The sequence below is a fragment of the Desulfogranum marinum genome, assembly GCF_963675105.2.
Lineage (GTDB): Bacteria > Desulfobacterota > Desulfobulbia > Desulfobulbales > Desulfobulbaceae > Desulfogranum > Desulfogranum marinum.
In genome coordinates, this window is record NZ_CAXXRO010000004.1 from 289,105 (window position 1) to 304,482 (window position 15,378).

A 15,378-nucleotide genomic window follows, 5' to 3' on the forward strand; every position below is an offset into this window, starting at 1 on the left:
TTCAGCAGTGCTCAAGGTGATTTAGTGGTATATTATTTTTTTACGCTTAACAGCACCTTCAAAAAAGGACAATTATGACAGTAGAACAAGCAAACTTAATCGCTACAGTGATAGGCCTGCTCGCAGTCTTCGGTATTATTGTAATGTTTTCCTCTCTAGGTAATTCCAAAAAAGATGAGGCTATCCCCCTTCCAACAGGGCCTCTTCCAACAGGAGCGGCAACACTTATTGTAGGCTCGCCGGTGTGTGAAAATGCAAGCTGGGTGTGGAGATATGCATCAAGCATGGCTGACAACAACGTGAAAAAAGCAGAGGCGGCGCTTAAACATTGCACTATTATTACAACAGCCAGCCCTATTAACATCGAAGCCTGGAGTGACAAACAGCGAATAGCTAAAATAACCTATAACGGTTCCGTTGGCTTCACCCACGCTGGGGCTGTTGAGTAAAAACCATTCAAGGCACCCGACGTAGTTAGACCATGGCAATCTATTTCACAGATCTAAGCAAACGGAGGTCGGGCGAGAGTCATCTTTCAAAAAATAAGATGTGAAAAAGTATTGATAGCCTGTTGCCATAAACCCTTTCCTTCTTTCCTTCATATTGCTTTCATTTTTTCCTTTTACCTTGTTTCCATCGCCGAATTATTTCGGGAACATCAAGAATCAGGAGAAGAAAATGAAAGGTTCAACACGAGGATATATAGCTCTTTGCTTTTCCATCTGGTTTGTCTCGCTGATCATTGCCAGTGCCGCGTGGCTCAATACACTAGCGGAACTGGAGACACCTATAGCCATGCCTGTTCAGGCTGGAGAGCAGTATGCAAATATAGGCGGCACCACCATACATGTACCTGCCAACAATCACAAAAATTTCAAGCGGATTTAAGGGTACTTTGAAAAAACAAGTTTCCGATCAAGGTCAGCCGGGCATCTGTTCAGAGGAACACAATGATGCTATCTTGAAGGATTTCCACCGGGTTCGATCTCCTGTCGTTTTGCGCTTACATTGTTATGCTCAACATTTTTTTATATATTTTTTCATATCTTCAACCAGCCTTACATGTGTGATTAGCATCACTCATAGTAAAGCTTGACAACCCTACACATTAGAATTAACTAATTTAGTATATTCTAATTTAATTTATACGCCATTATGGAACAGATTGACCCTAATAAATTACAAAAAAATGCGAAAAAGGCTGCCGGCCTGCTTAAAAGCATGAGTCACCCAAGCCGACTGATGGTGCTTTGCCATCTGATGAATGGGGAATGCCCAGTGAGTGTACTGAACAAGGCTGTCCCTTTAAGTCAGTCGGCTCTATCGCAGCACCTGGCAAGTCTACGTGATGCCGGTCTTGTGGAAACGCGGCGTGAAAGCCAGATCATCCATTACCGGCTGAACAGCGAGGCCGTTGCAGATATACTGCAAGTCCTTTACCGCATTTACTGCAAACCGAAAAATGAGGAGGAATTGACATGAGCGGACAATTAAACTGGTTTAAAGGAGGCCTTTTACTGGGAGCGGCCTTTCTCTTCGCTGTCGCATTGGTGAAGCCCATCGGGGTTTCCACTCAATTTGTCATAGCTGACGGCATTATATGGAATCTTTTTTCCGATACCATCGTCCAGGAAAATCCAGAAAGGAAGACAGGCTATTCCAGCCCAAACGCCTACCTGGACAAAAGCGACGGTAAATACGCGAAAAATATAGCAAATCCAATTAACTACAGCTTTATTTTTGTTCTTTCCATGATAGCAGGAGCATTCTTATCATCCAAGTTGGGCGGCCCCACCCCCAGCGCACAAGACCGCCAAGCCCCCCAAGTCTGGCGACAGCGCTTCGGGGAAAACCCTCTCGCCCGTTATATAACAGTATTCTTTGCCGGAATTCTTGTGCTTTTCGGTGCCCGTCTGGCCGGAGGCTGCACCAGCGGCCATATGATGAGCGGCATGATGCAGACATCCCTCAGTGGATATCTGTTTGCCCTCGGCGCTTTTGCTGCAGCCATTCCGGCAGCCATATTAATCTACAAGAGAAAATAAGAGATTTATCATGGATACTCTACTAGCGATCATCCTTGGAATTTTTTTCGGTTTTGCCCTGCAGCGGGTGGGGGCAAACAACCCTCAAAATATAATCAACATGCTGCGCCTCAAAGATCTGCATCTCATGAAAGCCATCTTTTTTGCTATTGGCATCAGCAGCACTCTGCTTTTTCTGCTTATGGCCGTCGGCATCATCGATAGCGGACACCTCTCAGTGAAAAGCAGCTACTTTGGCGTTATTCTCGGCGGTGCACTGCTCGGGCTGGGATTTGCCATAGCGGGCTACTGCCCCGGCACAAGTCTAACTGCTCTTGCAGACGGCAGGAAGGATGCCCTCTTTTTTGTCGGCGGCGGACTGGTTGGCGCCCTGGTATATACTCTGGTTTACGGCACGATCGAAGAGACCTGGCTGTTCGACAAGATTGCAGGAGGCAAGGTGATGCTTGCAACCGGGTCTGAAAAATTTGAACCACTGCTGCCTATGATTCCCGGCACCTTGCTGGCCGTAGCCATTGGTATTGTTTTTATGCTTATCGCCTGGAAATTACCGGAAAAAATCTGATACCGTTTTTACCCCAAAGCCCATTCTTTGGACGGGCTTTGGGATATTTTCCGATGATAATTACCTTTTTAAAATGCTCAACACCAACGATGAGGCCAAAAAATGTATAGACGTATGATTATGTTATTTCTTGCAGCTTTACTCGCTATTCCGACCATTGGAATTGGTTCCGAGATCTCTAAAAATATGTTTATTGTCGTAACAACAGACGATCCAATTACCCAGTTGATGTCAATGGTGCTGGCCACACAGACATCGAAAAAAGGAGCAACGGTGGATGTCCTTCTTTGTGGAGAAGCAGGTTCACTGGCTGTCAAAAATTCACCGGAGGTACTTTTAAAGCCAAAAAACATATCCCCGCAGATGCTACTGAAAAATCTACTTCAAAATGGCGTTAGTGTAGAGATTTGCCCACCATATTTGCCGAACAAAGAAAAAACAACAGCGGACCTAATAGATGGGGTGGCTGTTGCAAAACCATCTCAGGTAGCGGATAAACTTCTTCGGAAAGACACACAAATTTTAAGTTATTGATGGATGGTGGTTCAGCCACGTCCATCGCCTTTGAATAATGCAAATAAGGCTATAACGCGCTGAACCATCTCACTTTTTTAAAGTCTACCAAGACTATATTAGGCAACTATCCAAAAAAATCTGGTCACTTACCACTCCAAATCACAGGCTGTTTGCCCCAAAGGGTGTAGGCACTTTTCCCTGCTTTTTTGGAATCATACAGGGCCATATCTGCTTTTTTGAACAATTCACCGAAGTCTCCAACACCGGCATCAATGGCACCCCCGATACTGACAGAAATATTGGTATGCGGAAACTTCCGGGCAACTTTTGCTGCAAACCCTGCCAACAGGTGCTCTGCCGAATCTTTCGGCCGGTCCTCACCATCAATTTCGGTAAGCATAATGGCAAATTCATCGCCGCCAAGACGAAAGAGATTGTCAGCAGAAAACAGCTGCAGCAGCAAGTTGGAAAAGGCTATCAGCACTCGGTCTCCTTCATCGTGACCATGTCGATCATTGACTTCCTTAAAGTTATCGAGATCGGCGAGCAACAGTGCCGTCCCTGGTTGACACGGGGTTTTCCTCATAAAATCCTGAAGACTGCGTCGGTTATTCAATTTGGTTAAATGATCGGTGTTGGCATCGATGAGCAGCTTGTTTTTGTATTGATGCTCAAGAGTTACATCGATAAAAAGATAGACATGGCCTGCCAGCACGTCAAATACATCCAGCAGTTTTTCGTCATGAATTTTTAAAACTTTATTTTTTGAAATAAGCAACGTGCCGTCAGCTTCCCTCTCAATAAGCCATCTCTTACTGCGAGTATATGATTTGGATTCATCGATCAAAAAATCAACTTTTTTACCGATAAACTCGGTACGATCAAGAACAAAGATATCGATAAATTTTTGATTAACACTCGTAATATTCCTGTCTTTGTCGGTTACCATGACAGCAAAAGGCAGGCCTTCAATCAAAATATTGAGCTCGATCAGCAAGTTCTGCAAGTCAGTTACATCGTGAGCAAATCCAACCGTGCCGATAACCTCACCATCGATGTCAAAAATCGGTGATTTATAGGTTTTAAATTTACGAAGTTCATCACCGCATTTCACCGTTTCATCAAACAAACAGGTTTCCTTTTTATTGAGAACAATCTCTTCAGAATCTAGGCAAATAAATTCCCCCTGGGTGTATTCATCTGGTTCAATATCCCAAATGTAGTAATGCCCGCGGCCTTCTACCTGAGCCTTGGTCTTATTGACGGTGCGGCAGAAACTATCGTTGACTTTAAGGTGGGCTCCTCGGGCATCTTTGTACCAAATAAGCTCGGGCAGACTGTCTATCAGGGTATCCAGATATTTTTGACCCAGGATCACTTCTTCCCGTTCTTTAAAACGCCTTAAGATCCCGGCAAAGGAGGACTGGAGTTTATCATCAGCAAAAGGTTTGATCCAGACTTGGTCAAAGAGATGGTAATGCTCTGCTAAAACAGGAAAGCTATTGCGGGTAAAACAACCTATCACGGCAACTTTGTCATTCTTGATTGTCTTAATACGATCCAAGGACTTGGGGGCAGCGGTGTCGAAATCCAGGATAATGACCGAGTAGTCGCTAAAGTCGATTTCATCGACATTATGTGAACAAAGAAACTGATGGGAAAACCTTTCCTCGGGTTCCACTCCCTGAAGAATCATTTCGAGTTGAGGATCATGAGTTGCAATATAGATTTTTAGTAACCGATGATACATCGCTTAACCCCTCGGCAAAAAAAGCAAAAAAGTATTAAATATCAGACGCATCCAAGGATGATGTAAATTTAAAAAAATATACTCGCAAGAAATCCGGAGAACAGGCCGCAGCATCCATGAAAATTAAATCTACAAAATTCTATCCGAAAATAAGGCTTTATTCAAATTCAAGGTATGTAAATAAAATTTAGGGTCCGCTATCTATGATAGCTTCGCCACTTTAGAAAGCGGGGGAAAAAACTTTATTAATATAGAAAGATGCCTCTTGGGTAGGAGCACTTCCTGTTTATCACTATTTTTTAGAAAAATATGGTCATATTTTGTCTGTGCAGAATAGATTTAGCCGCCCTGTTTGTCTATCCTGTCTAAGGCCCCTGACCACTTCTCAGTTGCCAGGCTAGAAAGAGATATTTGCAAACTGTTGTTAATGAAGAAGGTGAAACAGAAACCTATGGCATAGTCGGCAATGACAGCAGCGTCAGCAAAATTTTGCTATTGTTTTATAGATGAAAAATTGAGGCATTAAAAAGTAAAATAAGTTTTTCGGAGTTACCTAGTGAGTATTAGACAAAAATATACATATCACTTGGGCGATGACTACAACAAGATTCATAGGAATGCCCATTGCATCCTTCCTCGGTACATGGGAGAACACTGACGACCACATTGAAATCTTCAAATATGTTAATTATTGTGGTTCCCGACATGAACACTTTCATTTGAATCATTAATAAGAGGTAACCTTATGCCATACAGTGATGCTGCACACGACCTTCTTGCTGAATATAAATTACTTGAGGAACAAGAAGCTGCAGCAACAAAAAATATGAATGAATACTTACAAAAGGGTGGAGATGACATTTTCAACTTAACGAAACTCTCTGAAAAAATGGAACAAGTACACTTGACCAAGATACAAGTGTACGAGCAATTGCAACAATACAGGATCGATGAGGAATGAAACCATCATCTCAACGACTTCCCTTTTAAAAGGGGCCATGGGTAAAGATTTTGGTTTGCAGGTCAGTGGCACAGGGGTTGGTCAGCACAGACTCCCAACAAAAAACACTCAGTTCAAAAAGACACTAGAAGTCTTGATATAACGGGAACTTTCGGAGGAAATCGTTCCCCCCTGCATCAATAGAGAATTAAGCCGTGGGCTGTCCCCAGATGATGTACTTCAATACTATCAATGGTGCCATGAAGCAAATACCGGCAACATGGAAGGTATTTGCAGCTTTGGAGGTTCAATGTATGATGGCAAGTTGGGATGAAAAAAAAGCGTTCAGGACGCTGGGATTGAAATGCGATGAACGAAACAATACCATCATTTTTAGTAGTCTTATTCCTTGTACCAGCACTTTTGGTAGAGGTGGATAATAATGACTAAAGACCTCACCACCTCTTTAGTTGCCCGGGAAAATGTCCTTAATTACAGGCCAGGAAATACCTTCTGACCTAATCATGCTCAGCCTGTATAACCTTGAACACTTTATATTCAGCTAGATAAGCAGAGGTCAATACCCCTGTATACGGGGGGTATCTTGAAGGTTTAGCTTCCGTACCCCAGGGTATACAGAAAGGGCCACCCTGTATCTACAGAATCGATACTACAGAGTGATACTCAATACCTGGCCCGTGTTGACTCTGGAGTCAGTTGATTAGTTCTACAGGGGATCAAGAAGGTCGGATGATGTAGAGTTCTGTCTGGTGCAACAGTAGAGGGACAAGTGAAAGTCAACGAACAGGAGGATAGACAAAACAAAGATACAACTTGCTTCACTATAGCTTAACCAAGCTAATAGGAGGCTACTAAAGAGTGTATAGTGTGGGTTGGAGAGAATAGCAGGGCTGAAATAAAAAAAGGAGTCAAATCGAAACGATAAGACTCCTTAGTACAACTGGCACGCCCGGAGGGATTCGAACCCCCGACTCTCGGATTCGAAGTCCGATGCTCTATCCAGCTGAGCTACGGGCGCACGCGAGTTTACGGTCTATTCGGATGCGTCCACATGGACGCGAGAATTTAACTTTACTGCCTGTTCCTTTAGGTAACCAGCTGCAAGGTGCTGGTAGATCCCTGTGGTAACAGGTGAAGAATGTCCCATCATACCCTGTAGGGCTTTTAAGTCAACCCCCGCGACGGTAGCATTCGTTCCAAAAGAATGTCTTAATAAATGATGATGCACGTGTCTGTCAAGTCCTGCTTTCACTGCAGCACGATCTAGCGCCTTTTTTATTGAAAAAAACGGCTTTTTCGTCTTACTATTGACGGAAAGGTATCCGTCAATGTCTTTTTTTGCAAGCAGTTCAGCTGCTAGCCTATCAGTGGTAATAGGTACAATTCTCTCCTTGCTCCCCTTCCCCACCACAAATATTAGTCCGGTTTCAAAATCAATATCCTTCCGTTGCAGAAAACGAGCCTCAGACAACCGCAACCCTGTATCTGCCATTAACATAACCAACAGCCTATATTCTGGCTCAATCGCTTCTATAATGCCTGTAACCTGCTCCTGTGTTAGTGGACGTGGTTTCCTTGGTGTGGTCTGTTTTTTGGGAAAACTAGAGATCCTGAAAGGTAAAGCTTCACAATGGCCGTACTCAACCGCCCACCGGATCATACTTGAAAAATAAGATAGCTCTTTGTTGATAGTTCGCTTCTTAGCACCTTCCCCCAAACGAAGAGACTTATATTGTTCTATTAGGTCAGGAGAAAAGTTTTTTGGCCGTAGTGGCCCAAAGATAGGTAACCAATGACTCATGGCCCCCTTTGCATCAATAACAGTAGTTACAGCTGCATAATTCTGATAGTAGGCCAGCCAGGGAGTAGTTAACTCTTTCACGGTCATGGTTGACTTTACTTTATAAGTGGACCCAGTCATCAAGGCCGATTCAAAGGCGCATGCTTCTTCATACGCCCCCTTGAAGGGTAACCTTTTACGCGGTCCCTTCACACCATCTGGGCGGCAATCAATAACCCACCAACCTTCACCTTTTCTTGGATGCTGTCGTACACTCATATTCTATGATCTACTTTGATTTTTGATAAGACTGTTTTGCATGCCATCGTTGCCCATGTATCTTGCTGCAAAATCTCTGGTCATATCTGTTTCCAAAGAATGGTTGGTGACACCAATCACAAATCTTTAAAGGTATCTGCTTTAATGAAAGATCGCGTTTCTTTATATATTCTTCGAGAGCATCAAAAAATGCAGGAACGAAAAAAGCATCATCATCAACTGGTGCAGGTTCTTGTACGTTAGAAATAAAATGAGATTCCTTTTCCTTGTCAGGACGTAGCTGAAATTCAACCTGCCCTAACATTTCCTTTGGTTTACTGTAAGTATGTATAATCCTTTTGCCGCCATGTATTATTATATCAAACTCTACCCCCCCGTTAAGTAGAGAGGAAACAGCACGTACCAAATTAACTAGTTCCCCACAATGATTCGCACAAAATTCGGCAAGTTCTTCAATACCGAGTTGACCAGTTCCAGCAGCTTCCCCCGATTGAACACAAACTTTGGCACTAAAAGTTCCTTCTTTGAGTGCCAATAAAAAAATCAACTCACGATCTTCTTTTTTTTCAGCAGCAGCGACCTTCGCGCACATAACCAAAAAAGAACGTATATTCGACTTTTTAAGCTTTACAGCCATCACACCCCCTATATTTTTATTGTCCTTTAAAGCCAAAAATAACATTTATTGCCTCAAAAAACAATATTTTTTATTTGACAAACTTTAAGCCAACATATATTGTTGGCTTAAATGATCAAAATATAAAAAAATGGATAATTGAGGCAAATAATGAAAAACCTACGGCTAAAGGCAAGAATTATAGAGCAACATGGAGCTCAGTTTCGTTTTTCAGGCAAGTTGGGAGTTAATGAGTCAACAGTCTCTCAAGTGATCAACGGCAAGCACCACCTGCCACCTGATGAAAAAAAGAGATGGGCCAAAAAACTTCAATGCCAGGTTAGCGATATTTTCCCGCAATAATGAACACTCACCTTGGCAGTATAGAAAGGCGCCTGGATACTATAGAGGCATTACTCCGGCAATTGCTAAACCCTGCTCAGTCACTCTCAGCAGAAGCAAAAGCCGAGGCAGTAAGAAAAGCACTGGCAACGGGTGACAAAAAGATCCTTCGGGAAACGATGAAACAAATTAACGGTGAATAAATGACCACCAAAGAACAGGAACTCAGGCAAGCAGCAGTGGCAAAGGGTTTGGTGCCCTTCAGGTTCAAAATGCCACAAGGTGCAAACTCATCTTGCTATCTGTTTTTCATTAAAACCGACTCAGGCAAGTTGTTGAATAATGGCGAATCATTGGACCTGGAAGAAGCGATTGAATTCGTAGAGCGCAACCCAGGACCAAGGAAGAAACCTACAAAAGCGTGACGATTACCCCGGAGCCATAGGGGAACCGGGACATGATTTAACAGAGCGGCAAACATGACGAAACAAGCAGCAACAGCATTACTGGAGCAGAATTTTTCTGTAATCCCTGTACACCCTGCTAATCACCCAACCAAGCCAAAAGCCCCTTTTGGAAAATGGAAACAGTACCAAAAGGAAGCAATGCTTTTAGGGCAGGTTGAACACCTATTTAACGATAATGAAGATATTGCTGTTGTCTGTGGAGCTGTCTCTATTGGTTTAAAGTGCATCGATTTTGACAAGCCAGAGTTGTTCCCCATTTACATGGAGGCTCTGCAAAAAATAGATTCTGAGCTTGCTGAATCTCTTGTTGTTCACAAAACCCCTTCCGGTGGATACCACCTTTTTTATCGGTGCCTTTCTGCGGTAGAAGGGAACCAAAAATTGGCAACCTCTGCAGATAGTAAAAAGGTCTATATTGAAACGCGGGGTGAAGGCGGGTACGCCCTTATACCTCCGTCACACGGCTACAAAGCGGTAAAGCACTCCCTCCTGTCTATTCCTGTCATTAAACCAGAGCAAGACCAGACTATTACAAACCTTGCAAAGTCATATTCTGAAAAACAGGAACAACCCGAATATTCAAAGAATCAAACTGGTAACGGACTAAAGCCCGGTGATGATTTCAACCAGCAGAAAACCAATGAAATCCCATCCATGCTTGAAAGTAATGGTTGGGCCTGTGTTGGTAGCGGTTCAGGAGGCAACGACTATTGGAGGCGACCTGGAAAAGACAGAGGAGTAAGTGCCACATACAACAATGGTTGTTTTTGGGTATGGACTACCAGTACCAATATACCGACAGGCCCGCATGATGCTTTTGGACTGTATGCGTACTTTAAGCACAATGGTGATTTCTCTGCAGCTGCAAAAGACCTTGTAGCACAGGGTTATGGAGATAAACCAGAAGCAAAAACAGAGATTCATCAAGCTATAGATAAACTCTGTGACCTAGATTCAATAGAACGAGAGTTAGAAAGAAAACGAATCTCCAAAGAGTTTGGTATTCGCACAAAGGCTATTGATGAGTACTTGGCAACCAAGACAGAAGACACTGAACAAGGCGCGAGTAATGAAGAGATTGTTACAGATGTTGAGCCTTGGGAAAAACCTGTTAATGGTGCTGAACTTTTGGATACCTTGGTTGCTAACCTCAAGAAGTATGTTGTTCTTGTTCCAGGAGCAGCTGAAGCGACTGCTTTATGGGTAGTATTTACCTATTGCTATGATGCTTTTCGCATAATGCCACGATTGGGTTTTGTTTCTCCTGAAAAGCGATGCGGCAAAACCACTCTTCTTGAAACTGTTTCAGCATTTGTAAACAAAGCCCTTCTTGCGTCTAATATCAGCCCGGCTGCAATTTACAGGGTTATTGAAAAGTGTAGACCTACCCTGCTCATTGATGAAGCCGATACTTTTCTCAAGGCCAATGATGAATCGCGCGGTGTTCTGAACTCTGGTCACACAAGAATTAGTGCTTTCGTGGTCCGTGTTGACCCTGAGACACTTGAACCTGCCAAGTTCTCTACCTGGGCACCAATTATCATCGCAATGATTGGCCGCTTACCTGACACCCTTCATGATAGGTCTATCATCATAATGATGAGGCGAAAACTCAAGGGTGAACACAGAGCTAAACTGGATATTGACTTCCAGGAAAATTCGTTAGACACCAGGCGTAAGTGCAAAAAATGGGCTGTAGATAATTTTGACACCCTCAGGGCAATCAGGGCAGAGGTTCCACCAACTGGTAATGATCGTGCTGACGATAACTGGCAGCCACTCTTTACCATCGCAACTGTTGCAGGGGGTGAATGGTTAGAAAAAGTCAAAATAGCTCATGCACAGCTTATGAACATTGTGCCGGAAGATGATTCCATCGGCATGAAACTGTTAGGTGATATTCAAGCGATCTTTCAGTGGAAAAAGTCAGATCGTATTTTTTCAGAAGAGCTTATCAACCTTCTTATCAGTAACAAGGAAGCCCCCTGGGGTGAATGGAAGCATGGTAAACCCATCACGCAAAAAGTTCTTTCCGAACTGCTAAAAGACTTCGGCGTTAAGTCAAAAAAACTCAGAATTGGGGCAAGCACAAAGCGGGGTTACCACCTTGACACCTTGCAGGATGCCTTTGATAGATACCTTACACCCCCTCCTACCCCCTCTCAAAGTGGAACACCAGAACAAGTCAACAATATCAACAGGTTAGATCAAAAACAAAGTGGAACACAGGGCAAGCATGTTCCACTTCAAAAAGGGCTTAACCTGCTGAAACCATTAGATTGTTCCAATGTTCCACTTCAGAACCCCTATTTAGGGGGGAGCTGTAATAAAAAAACAAAAAATGAAATTTATCAGGAGGGGACGATATGACCGCAATTGATCTTATCAAAGCATTACCGGAAATGAATATCTGCCTTTGGACTGATGGCGAAAACATCCGGTACAGATCACCGGGCGCATTGAGCGAGGAACTGACTGAAAAGCTACGTGACCACAAAGGGGAGATTATCAACCTTCTCAGCAGTCAAGCAGAGGCTTTCCTTGTCAAAGGTTACCAGTGTGATTGTGGGAACAATCTGTACATACCAAAAGCATATATCTGGAGAGGGTTACAGGATGAGCCAAGAAGCGGTTACCAGTGTGTTTCATGTGGGACACGCTACCGCTTTATATAAAAATACCCTCTGTGACTGATGTCGACCACAGCGGGTATTTAACTCACCAAGGTATGTCGCAGCCACAGGGGGCAAATAGATAAAGGGCTTGAAACCTTCAATACATCAAAATTAAGCATTCATGGCCAAATGGTCAACGGGCCGGATAACCCGGCTATTTAATAACTCGCAACAGGAGGATTTACCATGTCAGAGCAAATCACAATTACCACAAAACAAGCGGACTATATTGAAGCACTCCAAGAACTTGCACTCCCTGGAGTGGCAATCATTGACCTTATCGGAACGACCATTGCCGATCATGGAAAAATAGGGCTGGAAGAGTTTGAGGCACTGGCACAGGTTAGGCGGAATCTACGGGCCATTAACGATATAGCCTTTAGGTTGGGTACGGAATGCTACAATGTGACCGCATCGAATGCCGGATATCCCCGCGCAGGAAACAAACCACAACAAGAGGATTATGAGCATGGAAAAAGATGAACTCAAAATCAACATTGGTTTTCGCGAGCACTGTGCGGCTATCCAGCAGAATCTAAATGGCATCGTTCAGATTGCTTGGGATTGGAGCAACCATACAGCCAAGAAGGAAGCATCGTAAAAAATACTACCACCCGGCTGCATAAGTGGCCGGGTAAACATAACCACAAGAGGTGAAACGGCATAGACAAGAATACAAGTAGAGCGGCAATAACAATCAGTAGACAATCAAAACAGCGAGTTATTAAAAATGGGAAAAATAAGTTTGATGAATGCCAAGTGTGACGAGTTGACGTTCAACTCAAAGGTGCAGTTTTTAAAGGATGCGCATACCCCCACCGGCTTTGAGATGGAAGCATATACCGGAGCTCCAGTTGTTCGACACTTGGGAAGGCTGTCTATCAGTATTGAAGGCATCACGGCTAAAGCGCAAATGCCAATCTTCCGGGACCACGATCCCAAGCAAATCGTAGGGTATTCCACAGGGAATAGCAAGTCAGGTTCTTTTAAGGTTAAAGGCGTTTTTTCAAAGTCAACAGACGCAGCCAAGGAAGTCATCAGTCTAGCACAGGAGGGATTCCCCTGGCAAGCTTCCATAGGTGTTAAACCAACGTCAATTGTCGAGGTAGAAGACGGTAAGTTTATGAAGGTAAACGGGCATCAGGTTGCCGGGCCTGCAGAGGTGTGGGTTGAATCAGTAGTATTTGAAACATCTTTCGTACCATTGGGTGCTGATTCAAGTACCAGTGCAGATGTTTTTTCAGAAATAAAGCGAACAGCAGGAGACAAAATGCCACAACTACAGACCTTTGAACAATTACCAGTTGAAGAACGTTGCAAGCTTGATTGGGCCAATAAGCCTGGAATCCGGGCAGAGTTCACGGAGTTTGACACCTACCTTGCGTACATGCAGGGCGTTGATAATGGGAGCATCAAGGAAACCATCAAATCATGCCAATCAGAGCGCATTACTATTTAACACGGAGAAAATATCATGTTCGATTTTAGCGCAGTAAAGAGTACAGCAAGCAAAATAACCAAGCAAGACCAAGAATATTCCAACAAAATCATTGAGCTGCAGCAGAAGCACCAGGAATTGCAAACGCTACCACTCCCCAAAAAAGACTTGGTAGATTTCCTTTTTGAGCATGTTGATGAAAAAGGAAAAGGATATGGCAACAGGTTTAAGCACATGATTGATGGTGTTCTTCAGGGTAACCAATCAAGCCTGAGAGCGAGTGGTAATCTTCCTGTCTGGGCTCCCCATGCTGGGGCTACCAATTATCCTTTGCCAGAAGCTATCTGTTACTTATTCAGTGATCAACTGAGGGAGGGGCTGAAGAAAGCAGTCGATGAGCTTGATTATCCCAAAGTTGTCGGCCCCACCAGAGCAGAGAGAGCTAAGCAGATAGCGAAGGTTGAAAAGGATATTGAGAAGTACACCAAGCTGCAGGAGAAATTACGGGCTGATGCTAAACAGGTAGGCTTGAGTCTCACACAGTCTCTGACTGCTGCACCAGCAAAAAAGGCTAAGCAACCTACACTTGTAAACTGAGGTAAAGACAATGACAGTCACCCAAAACAAAGCATTTGATAAAGCGTTCAACAAGAAAGCGTTCCGCTCATGGAAGTTACTCCGTGACCAAGAAGACAAGCCACTCACCATTGATGAGCGTAAAGAGCTTGAGGACTTTTTGAAAGAGATAGGTGCGCTCGATAGTGCATCAGTGTTTAAGCATACAATCAAGCTCGTTGAATCTGGCATCAGGCTTGTTTAGCAGTCACGTAACGTAATGGCAGCAGTGAACAACATAACCCCTTGTGGCTGCCATAGACAGTCAAATAGCTATCGCTTGATTGTCATCGTAGCAAGGGGAGCGGGGTTAATGGAGAACGCATGGTAAACCATCTCCAAGGCAGTAAGAGATTCTGCAAGCCGCTCGACCGGGTTTATCGAATACTAAGTGGGGGCTTCGGCTCCTGCTTGGTGTTTTCTAGTCAACAAGCTGTTCGGGTTTAACCCCCATGACGAAAGCGACGTGTTTTAAATCATCACTCATCTGGTTATCACCATTCTCTAGTTTAGAAAGGGCTGAAAAACTGAGGTGTGACCTGGCTGCTAAATCCTGCCACCCTAACCCGAGGTATCGGCACCAAGCCGTTAGCAGGTTCCAATCATTTTCAATCTTTAAACCCATAACCGGATAGGGGATATGCACACTGTTGTTTTTAGTCATCCACCACTCCATTAAAACAAGAGTTAATTTAGGTAGGAATCATTGGACGAAATATACAGAAAAAAAGAACAAAACAAAAGGAATATAAAAAGAGCGTGAGTCTTACCAGCGCGTTGAACTGAGGGTGATTCGGGATTTCGATCCTTCTCTAATTACAAAAAATTTCTAAGGCTACTACTACTTATGATCGTAAACAGAAAAGAACTTGCTGATATTTTTGGCGTAGCAAACACCACTATCGACGCATGGGTAAGCAAAGGTTGTCCAGTGATTGAAAAGGGTACACGTGGCAAGGCGTCAAAATACGACACTGTAGACGTGTTTAACTGGCTTAAGCATGACGGCAACGAAGATATAGACCTACAGAAAGAGCGGGCATTATTGGCTGCAGAACAGCGCAGGAAAATTCAGCGTGAAAACGACATAGCAGAGGGATTAGTCGCCCCGGTATCACTCTTATATGATGCCCTGGAAAAAACAGCGGCTCAGATAATCCCTATTTTTGAATCACTCCCGTTGATGATGAAACGCAACTGGCCTGAAATAACCGGGGACCAAATAACCCTTGTCAAAAAAGCAATCGCTGAGTGTCGAAATGCCGTAGCCGACGCAGAGGTAAACCTTGACGGTTGAAAATTGTCACAGCGCAGCAGAGTGCCTTGAAT

The 15,378-nt window shown here is 43.7% G+C and carries 22 protein-coding genes and 1 tRNA gene; 18 read left to right on the forward strand and 5 right to left on the reverse strand.

All coding sequences use genetic code 11. The features are described from left to right. The first annotated feature begins 74 nt into the window (after positions 1–74). From ACHZCY_RS10065 to ACHZCY_RS10090, 6 genes are all read left to right on the forward strand, one after another. A complete protein-coding gene (locus tag ACHZCY_RS10065; protein WP_205224210.1) occupies positions 75–449 on the forward strand; it encodes a hypothetical protein in 375 nt (124 codons plus the stop codon). A 229-nt stretch (positions 450–678) separates the two neighbouring features. After that, the gene (locus ACHZCY_RS10070; protein ID WP_205224211.1) at positions 679–888 is read left to right on the forward strand and encodes a hypothetical protein; all 210 of its coding nucleotides are present in this window, start codon (positions 679–681) and stop codon (positions 886–888) included. A 267-nt stretch (positions 889–1,155) separates the two neighbouring features. Continuing rightward, positions 1,156–1,482, forward strand: a complete 327-nt coding sequence (locus tag ACHZCY_RS10075; RefSeq protein ID WP_205224212.1) for an ArsR/SmtB family transcription factor — start codon at positions 1,156–1,158, stop codon at positions 1,480–1,482. Further along, positions 1,479–2,045, forward strand: coding sequence for a YeeE/YedE thiosulfate transporter family protein (locus ACHZCY_RS10080; protein ID WP_319548810.1), 567 nt, complete (start codon positions 1,479–1,481; stop codon positions 2,043–2,045). Before ACHZCY_RS10075 ends, ACHZCY_RS10080 begins: the two co-directional genes overlap by 4 nt. 10 nt (positions 2,046–2,055) lie before the next feature. Next, entirely contained in the window at positions 2,056–2,610 is a 555-nt protein-coding gene (locus ACHZCY_RS10085; protein WP_205224214.1) for a DUF6691 family protein, read from the forward strand. 102 nt (positions 2,611–2,712) lie between these two features. After that, complete coding sequence (locus tag ACHZCY_RS10090) at positions 2,713–3,144, forward strand: hypothetical protein (RefSeq protein WP_319548811.1); 432 nt, start codon at positions 2,713–2,715, stop codon at positions 3,142–3,144. Between the two features lie 124 nt (positions 3,145–3,268). Here the strand turns inward: ACHZCY_RS10090 and ACHZCY_RS10095 are convergent, their stop codons facing one another. Further along, on the reverse strand, positions 3,269–4,876 hold the full coding sequence (locus ACHZCY_RS10095; protein ID WP_319548812.1) for a sensor domain-containing diguanylate cyclase: 1,608 nt from the start codon (positions 4,874–4,876) through the stop codon (positions 3,269–3,271). Between the two features lie 745 nt (positions 4,877–5,621). Here ACHZCY_RS10095 and ACHZCY_RS10100 point away from each other — a divergent pair. Beyond that, positions 5,622–5,837: a hypothetical protein gene (locus ACHZCY_RS10100; protein WP_205224218.1), complete on the forward strand. Its 216-nt coding sequence runs from the start codon at positions 5,622–5,624 to the stop codon at positions 5,835–5,837. A gap of 941 nt (positions 5,838–6,778) precedes the next feature. Here ACHZCY_RS10100 and ACHZCY_RS10105 read toward each other — a convergent pair. The 3 genes from ACHZCY_RS10105 to ACHZCY_RS10115 all read right to left on the reverse strand — a co-directional run bounded on the left by ACHZCY_RS10105 (position 6,779) and on the right by ACHZCY_RS10115 (position 8,578). Beyond that, positions 6,779–6,855: transfer RNA gene (locus ACHZCY_RS10105), tRNA-Arg, on the reverse strand. A gap of 15 nt (positions 6,856–6,870) precedes the next feature. Next, complete coding sequence (locus ACHZCY_RS10110; protein ID WP_319548813.1) at positions 6,871–7,896, reverse strand: tyrosine-type recombinase/integrase; 1,026 nt, start codon at positions 7,894–7,896, stop codon at positions 6,871–6,873. A 10-nt stretch (positions 7,897–7,906) separates the two neighbouring features. Next, positions 7,907–8,578, reverse strand: a complete 672-nt coding sequence (locus ACHZCY_RS10115) for a hypothetical protein (protein ID WP_319548814.1) — start codon at positions 8,576–8,578, stop codon at positions 7,907–7,909. A gap of 105 nt (positions 8,579–8,683) precedes the next feature. Here ACHZCY_RS10115 and ACHZCY_RS10120 point away from each other — a divergent pair, with 105 nt between their 5' ends. The 10 genes from ACHZCY_RS10120 to ACHZCY_RS10165 all read left to right on the forward strand — a co-directional run bounded on the left by ACHZCY_RS10120 (position 8,684) and on the right by ACHZCY_RS10165 (position 14,254). Beyond that, positions 8,684–8,875: a helix-turn-helix domain-containing protein gene (locus ACHZCY_RS10120; protein ID WP_319548815.1), complete on the forward strand. Its 192-nt coding sequence runs from the start codon at positions 8,684–8,686 to the stop codon at positions 8,873–8,875. Then, positions 8,875–9,057 (forward strand): hypothetical protein, encoded by a 183-nt coding sequence (locus ACHZCY_RS10125; protein ID WP_319548816.1) that lies wholly within the window; start codon positions 8,875–8,877, stop codon positions 9,055–9,057. The genes ACHZCY_RS10120 and ACHZCY_RS10125 overlap by 1 nt, the downstream gene beginning before the upstream one ends. Further along, the gene (locus tag ACHZCY_RS10130) at positions 9,058–9,279 is read left to right on the forward strand and encodes a hypothetical protein (protein ID WP_319548817.1); all 222 of its coding nucleotides are present in this window, start codon (positions 9,058–9,060) and stop codon (positions 9,277–9,279) included. A gap of 54 nt (positions 9,280–9,333) precedes the next feature. Continuing rightward, positions 9,334–11,691 (forward strand): DUF3631 domain-containing protein, encoded by a 2,358-nt coding sequence (locus ACHZCY_RS10135; protein ID WP_319548818.1) that lies wholly within the window; start codon positions 9,334–9,336, stop codon positions 11,689–11,691. After that, positions 11,688–11,996, forward strand: coding sequence for a TubC N-terminal docking domain-related protein (locus ACHZCY_RS10140; RefSeq protein ID WP_319548819.1), 309 nt, complete (start codon positions 11,688–11,690; stop codon positions 11,994–11,996). Before ACHZCY_RS10135 ends, ACHZCY_RS10140 begins: the two co-directional genes overlap by 4 nt. 186 nt (positions 11,997–12,182) lie before the next feature. After that, on the forward strand, positions 12,183–12,479 hold the full coding sequence (locus ACHZCY_RS10145) for a hypothetical protein (protein ID WP_319548820.1): 297 nt from the start codon (positions 12,183–12,185) through the stop codon (positions 12,477–12,479). Next, positions 12,466–12,597, forward strand: a complete 132-nt coding sequence (locus ACHZCY_RS10150) for a hypothetical protein (RefSeq protein ID WP_319548821.1) — start codon at positions 12,466–12,468, stop codon at positions 12,595–12,597. Before ACHZCY_RS10145 ends, ACHZCY_RS10150 begins: the two co-directional genes overlap by 14 nt. A 129-nt stretch (positions 12,598–12,726) precedes the next feature. Further along, positions 12,727–13,455: a hypothetical protein gene (locus tag ACHZCY_RS10155; RefSeq protein WP_319548822.1), complete on the forward strand. Its 729-nt coding sequence runs from the start codon at positions 12,727–12,729 to the stop codon at positions 13,453–13,455. 15 nt (positions 13,456–13,470) lie between these two features. Then, on the forward strand, positions 13,471–14,031 hold the full coding sequence (locus ACHZCY_RS10160) for a hypothetical protein (protein ID WP_319548823.1): 561 nt from the start codon (positions 13,471–13,473) through the stop codon (positions 14,029–14,031). 10 nt (positions 14,032–14,041) lie between these two features. Then, positions 14,042–14,254, forward strand: a complete 213-nt coding sequence (locus ACHZCY_RS10165; RefSeq protein WP_319548824.1) for a hypothetical protein — start codon at positions 14,042–14,044, stop codon at positions 14,252–14,254. 216 nt (positions 14,255–14,470) lie between these two features. On the opposite strand, the gene ACHZCY_RS10170 is transcribed toward ACHZCY_RS10165, so the two are convergent. Then, positions 14,471–14,713, reverse strand: coding sequence for a helix-turn-helix domain-containing protein (locus ACHZCY_RS10170; protein WP_319548825.1), 243 nt, complete (start codon positions 14,711–14,713; stop codon positions 14,471–14,473). Between the two features lie 183 nt (positions 14,714–14,896). Here ACHZCY_RS10170 and ACHZCY_RS10175 point away from each other — a divergent pair, with 183 nt between their 5' ends. Next, complete coding sequence (locus ACHZCY_RS10175; RefSeq protein WP_319548826.1) at positions 14,897–15,346, forward strand: terminase small subunit; 450 nt, start codon at positions 14,897–14,899, stop codon at positions 15,344–15,346. Positions 15,347–15,378 lie beyond the last annotated feature (32 nt).

What these genes read in the sequence shown, in the direction of transcription:
- ACHZCY_RS10115 (WP_319548814.1), bottom strand. Translation starts at nt 8,578, where the DNA reads ATGTTATTTTTGGCTTTAAAGGACAATAAAAATATAGGGGGTGTGATG.
- ACHZCY_RS10090 (WP_319548811.1), top strand. Translation starts at nt 2,713, where the DNA reads ATGTATAGACGTATGATTATGTTATTTCTTGCAGCTTTACTCGCTATT.
- ACHZCY_RS10120 (WP_319548815.1), top strand. Translation starts at nt 8,684, where the DNA reads ATGAAAAACCTACGGCTAAAGGCAAGAATTATAGAGCAACATGGAGCT.
- ACHZCY_RS10150 (WP_319548821.1), top strand. Translation starts at nt 12,466, where the DNA reads ATGGAAAAAGATGAACTCAAAATCAACATTGGTTTTCGCGAGCACTGT.
- ACHZCY_RS10075 (WP_205224212.1), top strand. Translation starts at nt 1,156, where the DNA reads ATGGAACAGATTGACCCTAATAAATTACAAAAAAATGCGAAAAAGGCT.
- ACHZCY_RS10085 (WP_205224214.1), top strand. Translation starts at nt 2,056, where the DNA reads ATGGATACTCTACTAGCGATCATCCTTGGAATTTTTTTCGGTTTTGCC.
- ACHZCY_RS10095 (WP_319548812.1), bottom strand. Translation starts at nt 4,876, where the DNA reads ATGTATCATCGGTTACTAAAAATCTATATTGCAACTCATGATCCTCAA.
- ACHZCY_RS10170 (WP_319548825.1), bottom strand. Translation starts at nt 14,713, where the DNA reads ATGACTAAAAACAACAGTGTGCATATCCCCTATCCGGTTATGGGTTTA.
- ACHZCY_RS10110 (WP_319548813.1), bottom strand. Translation starts at nt 7,896, where the DNA reads ATGAGTGTACGACAGCATCCAAGAAAAGGTGAAGGTTGGTGGGTTATT.
- ACHZCY_RS10175 (WP_319548826.1), top strand. Translation starts at nt 14,897, where the DNA reads ATGATCGTAAACAGAAAAGAACTTGCTGATATTTTTGGCGTAGCAAAC.
- ACHZCY_RS10100 (WP_205224218.1), top strand. Translation starts at nt 5,622, where the DNA reads ATGCCATACAGTGATGCTGCACACGACCTTCTTGCTGAATATAAATTA.
- ACHZCY_RS10125 (WP_319548816.1), top strand. Translation starts at nt 8,875, where the DNA reads ATGAACACTCACCTTGGCAGTATAGAAAGGCGCCTGGATACTATAGAG.
- ACHZCY_RS10130 (WP_319548817.1), top strand. Translation starts at nt 9,058, where the DNA reads ATGACCACCAAAGAACAGGAACTCAGGCAAGCAGCAGTGGCAAAGGGT.
- ACHZCY_RS10080 (WP_319548810.1), top strand. Translation starts at nt 1,479, where the DNA reads ATGAGCGGACAATTAAACTGGTTTAAAGGAGGCCTTTTACTGGGAGCG.
- ACHZCY_RS10145 (WP_319548820.1), top strand. Translation starts at nt 12,183, where the DNA reads ATGTCAGAGCAAATCACAATTACCACAAAACAAGCGGACTATATTGAA.
- ACHZCY_RS10070 (WP_205224211.1), top strand. Translation starts at nt 679, where the DNA reads ATGAAAGGTTCAACACGAGGATATATAGCTCTTTGCTTTTCCATCTGG.
- ACHZCY_RS10160 (WP_319548823.1), top strand. Translation starts at nt 13,471, where the DNA reads ATGTTCGATTTTAGCGCAGTAAAGAGTACAGCAAGCAAAATAACCAAG.
- ACHZCY_RS10140 (WP_319548819.1), top strand. Translation starts at nt 11,688, where the DNA reads ATGACCGCAATTGATCTTATCAAAGCATTACCGGAAATGAATATCTGC.
- ACHZCY_RS10165 (WP_319548824.1), top strand. Translation starts at nt 14,042, where the DNA reads ATGACAGTCACCCAAAACAAAGCATTTGATAAAGCGTTCAACAAGAAA.
- ACHZCY_RS10065 (WP_205224210.1), top strand. Translation starts at nt 75, where the DNA reads ATGACAGTAGAACAAGCAAACTTAATCGCTACAGTGATAGGCCTGCTC.
- ACHZCY_RS10135 (WP_319548818.1), top strand. Translation starts at nt 9,334, where the DNA reads ATGACGAAACAAGCAGCAACAGCATTACTGGAGCAGAATTTTTCTGTA.
- ACHZCY_RS10155 (WP_319548822.1), top strand. Translation starts at nt 12,727, where the DNA reads ATGGGAAAAATAAGTTTGATGAATGCCAAGTGTGACGAGTTGACGTTC.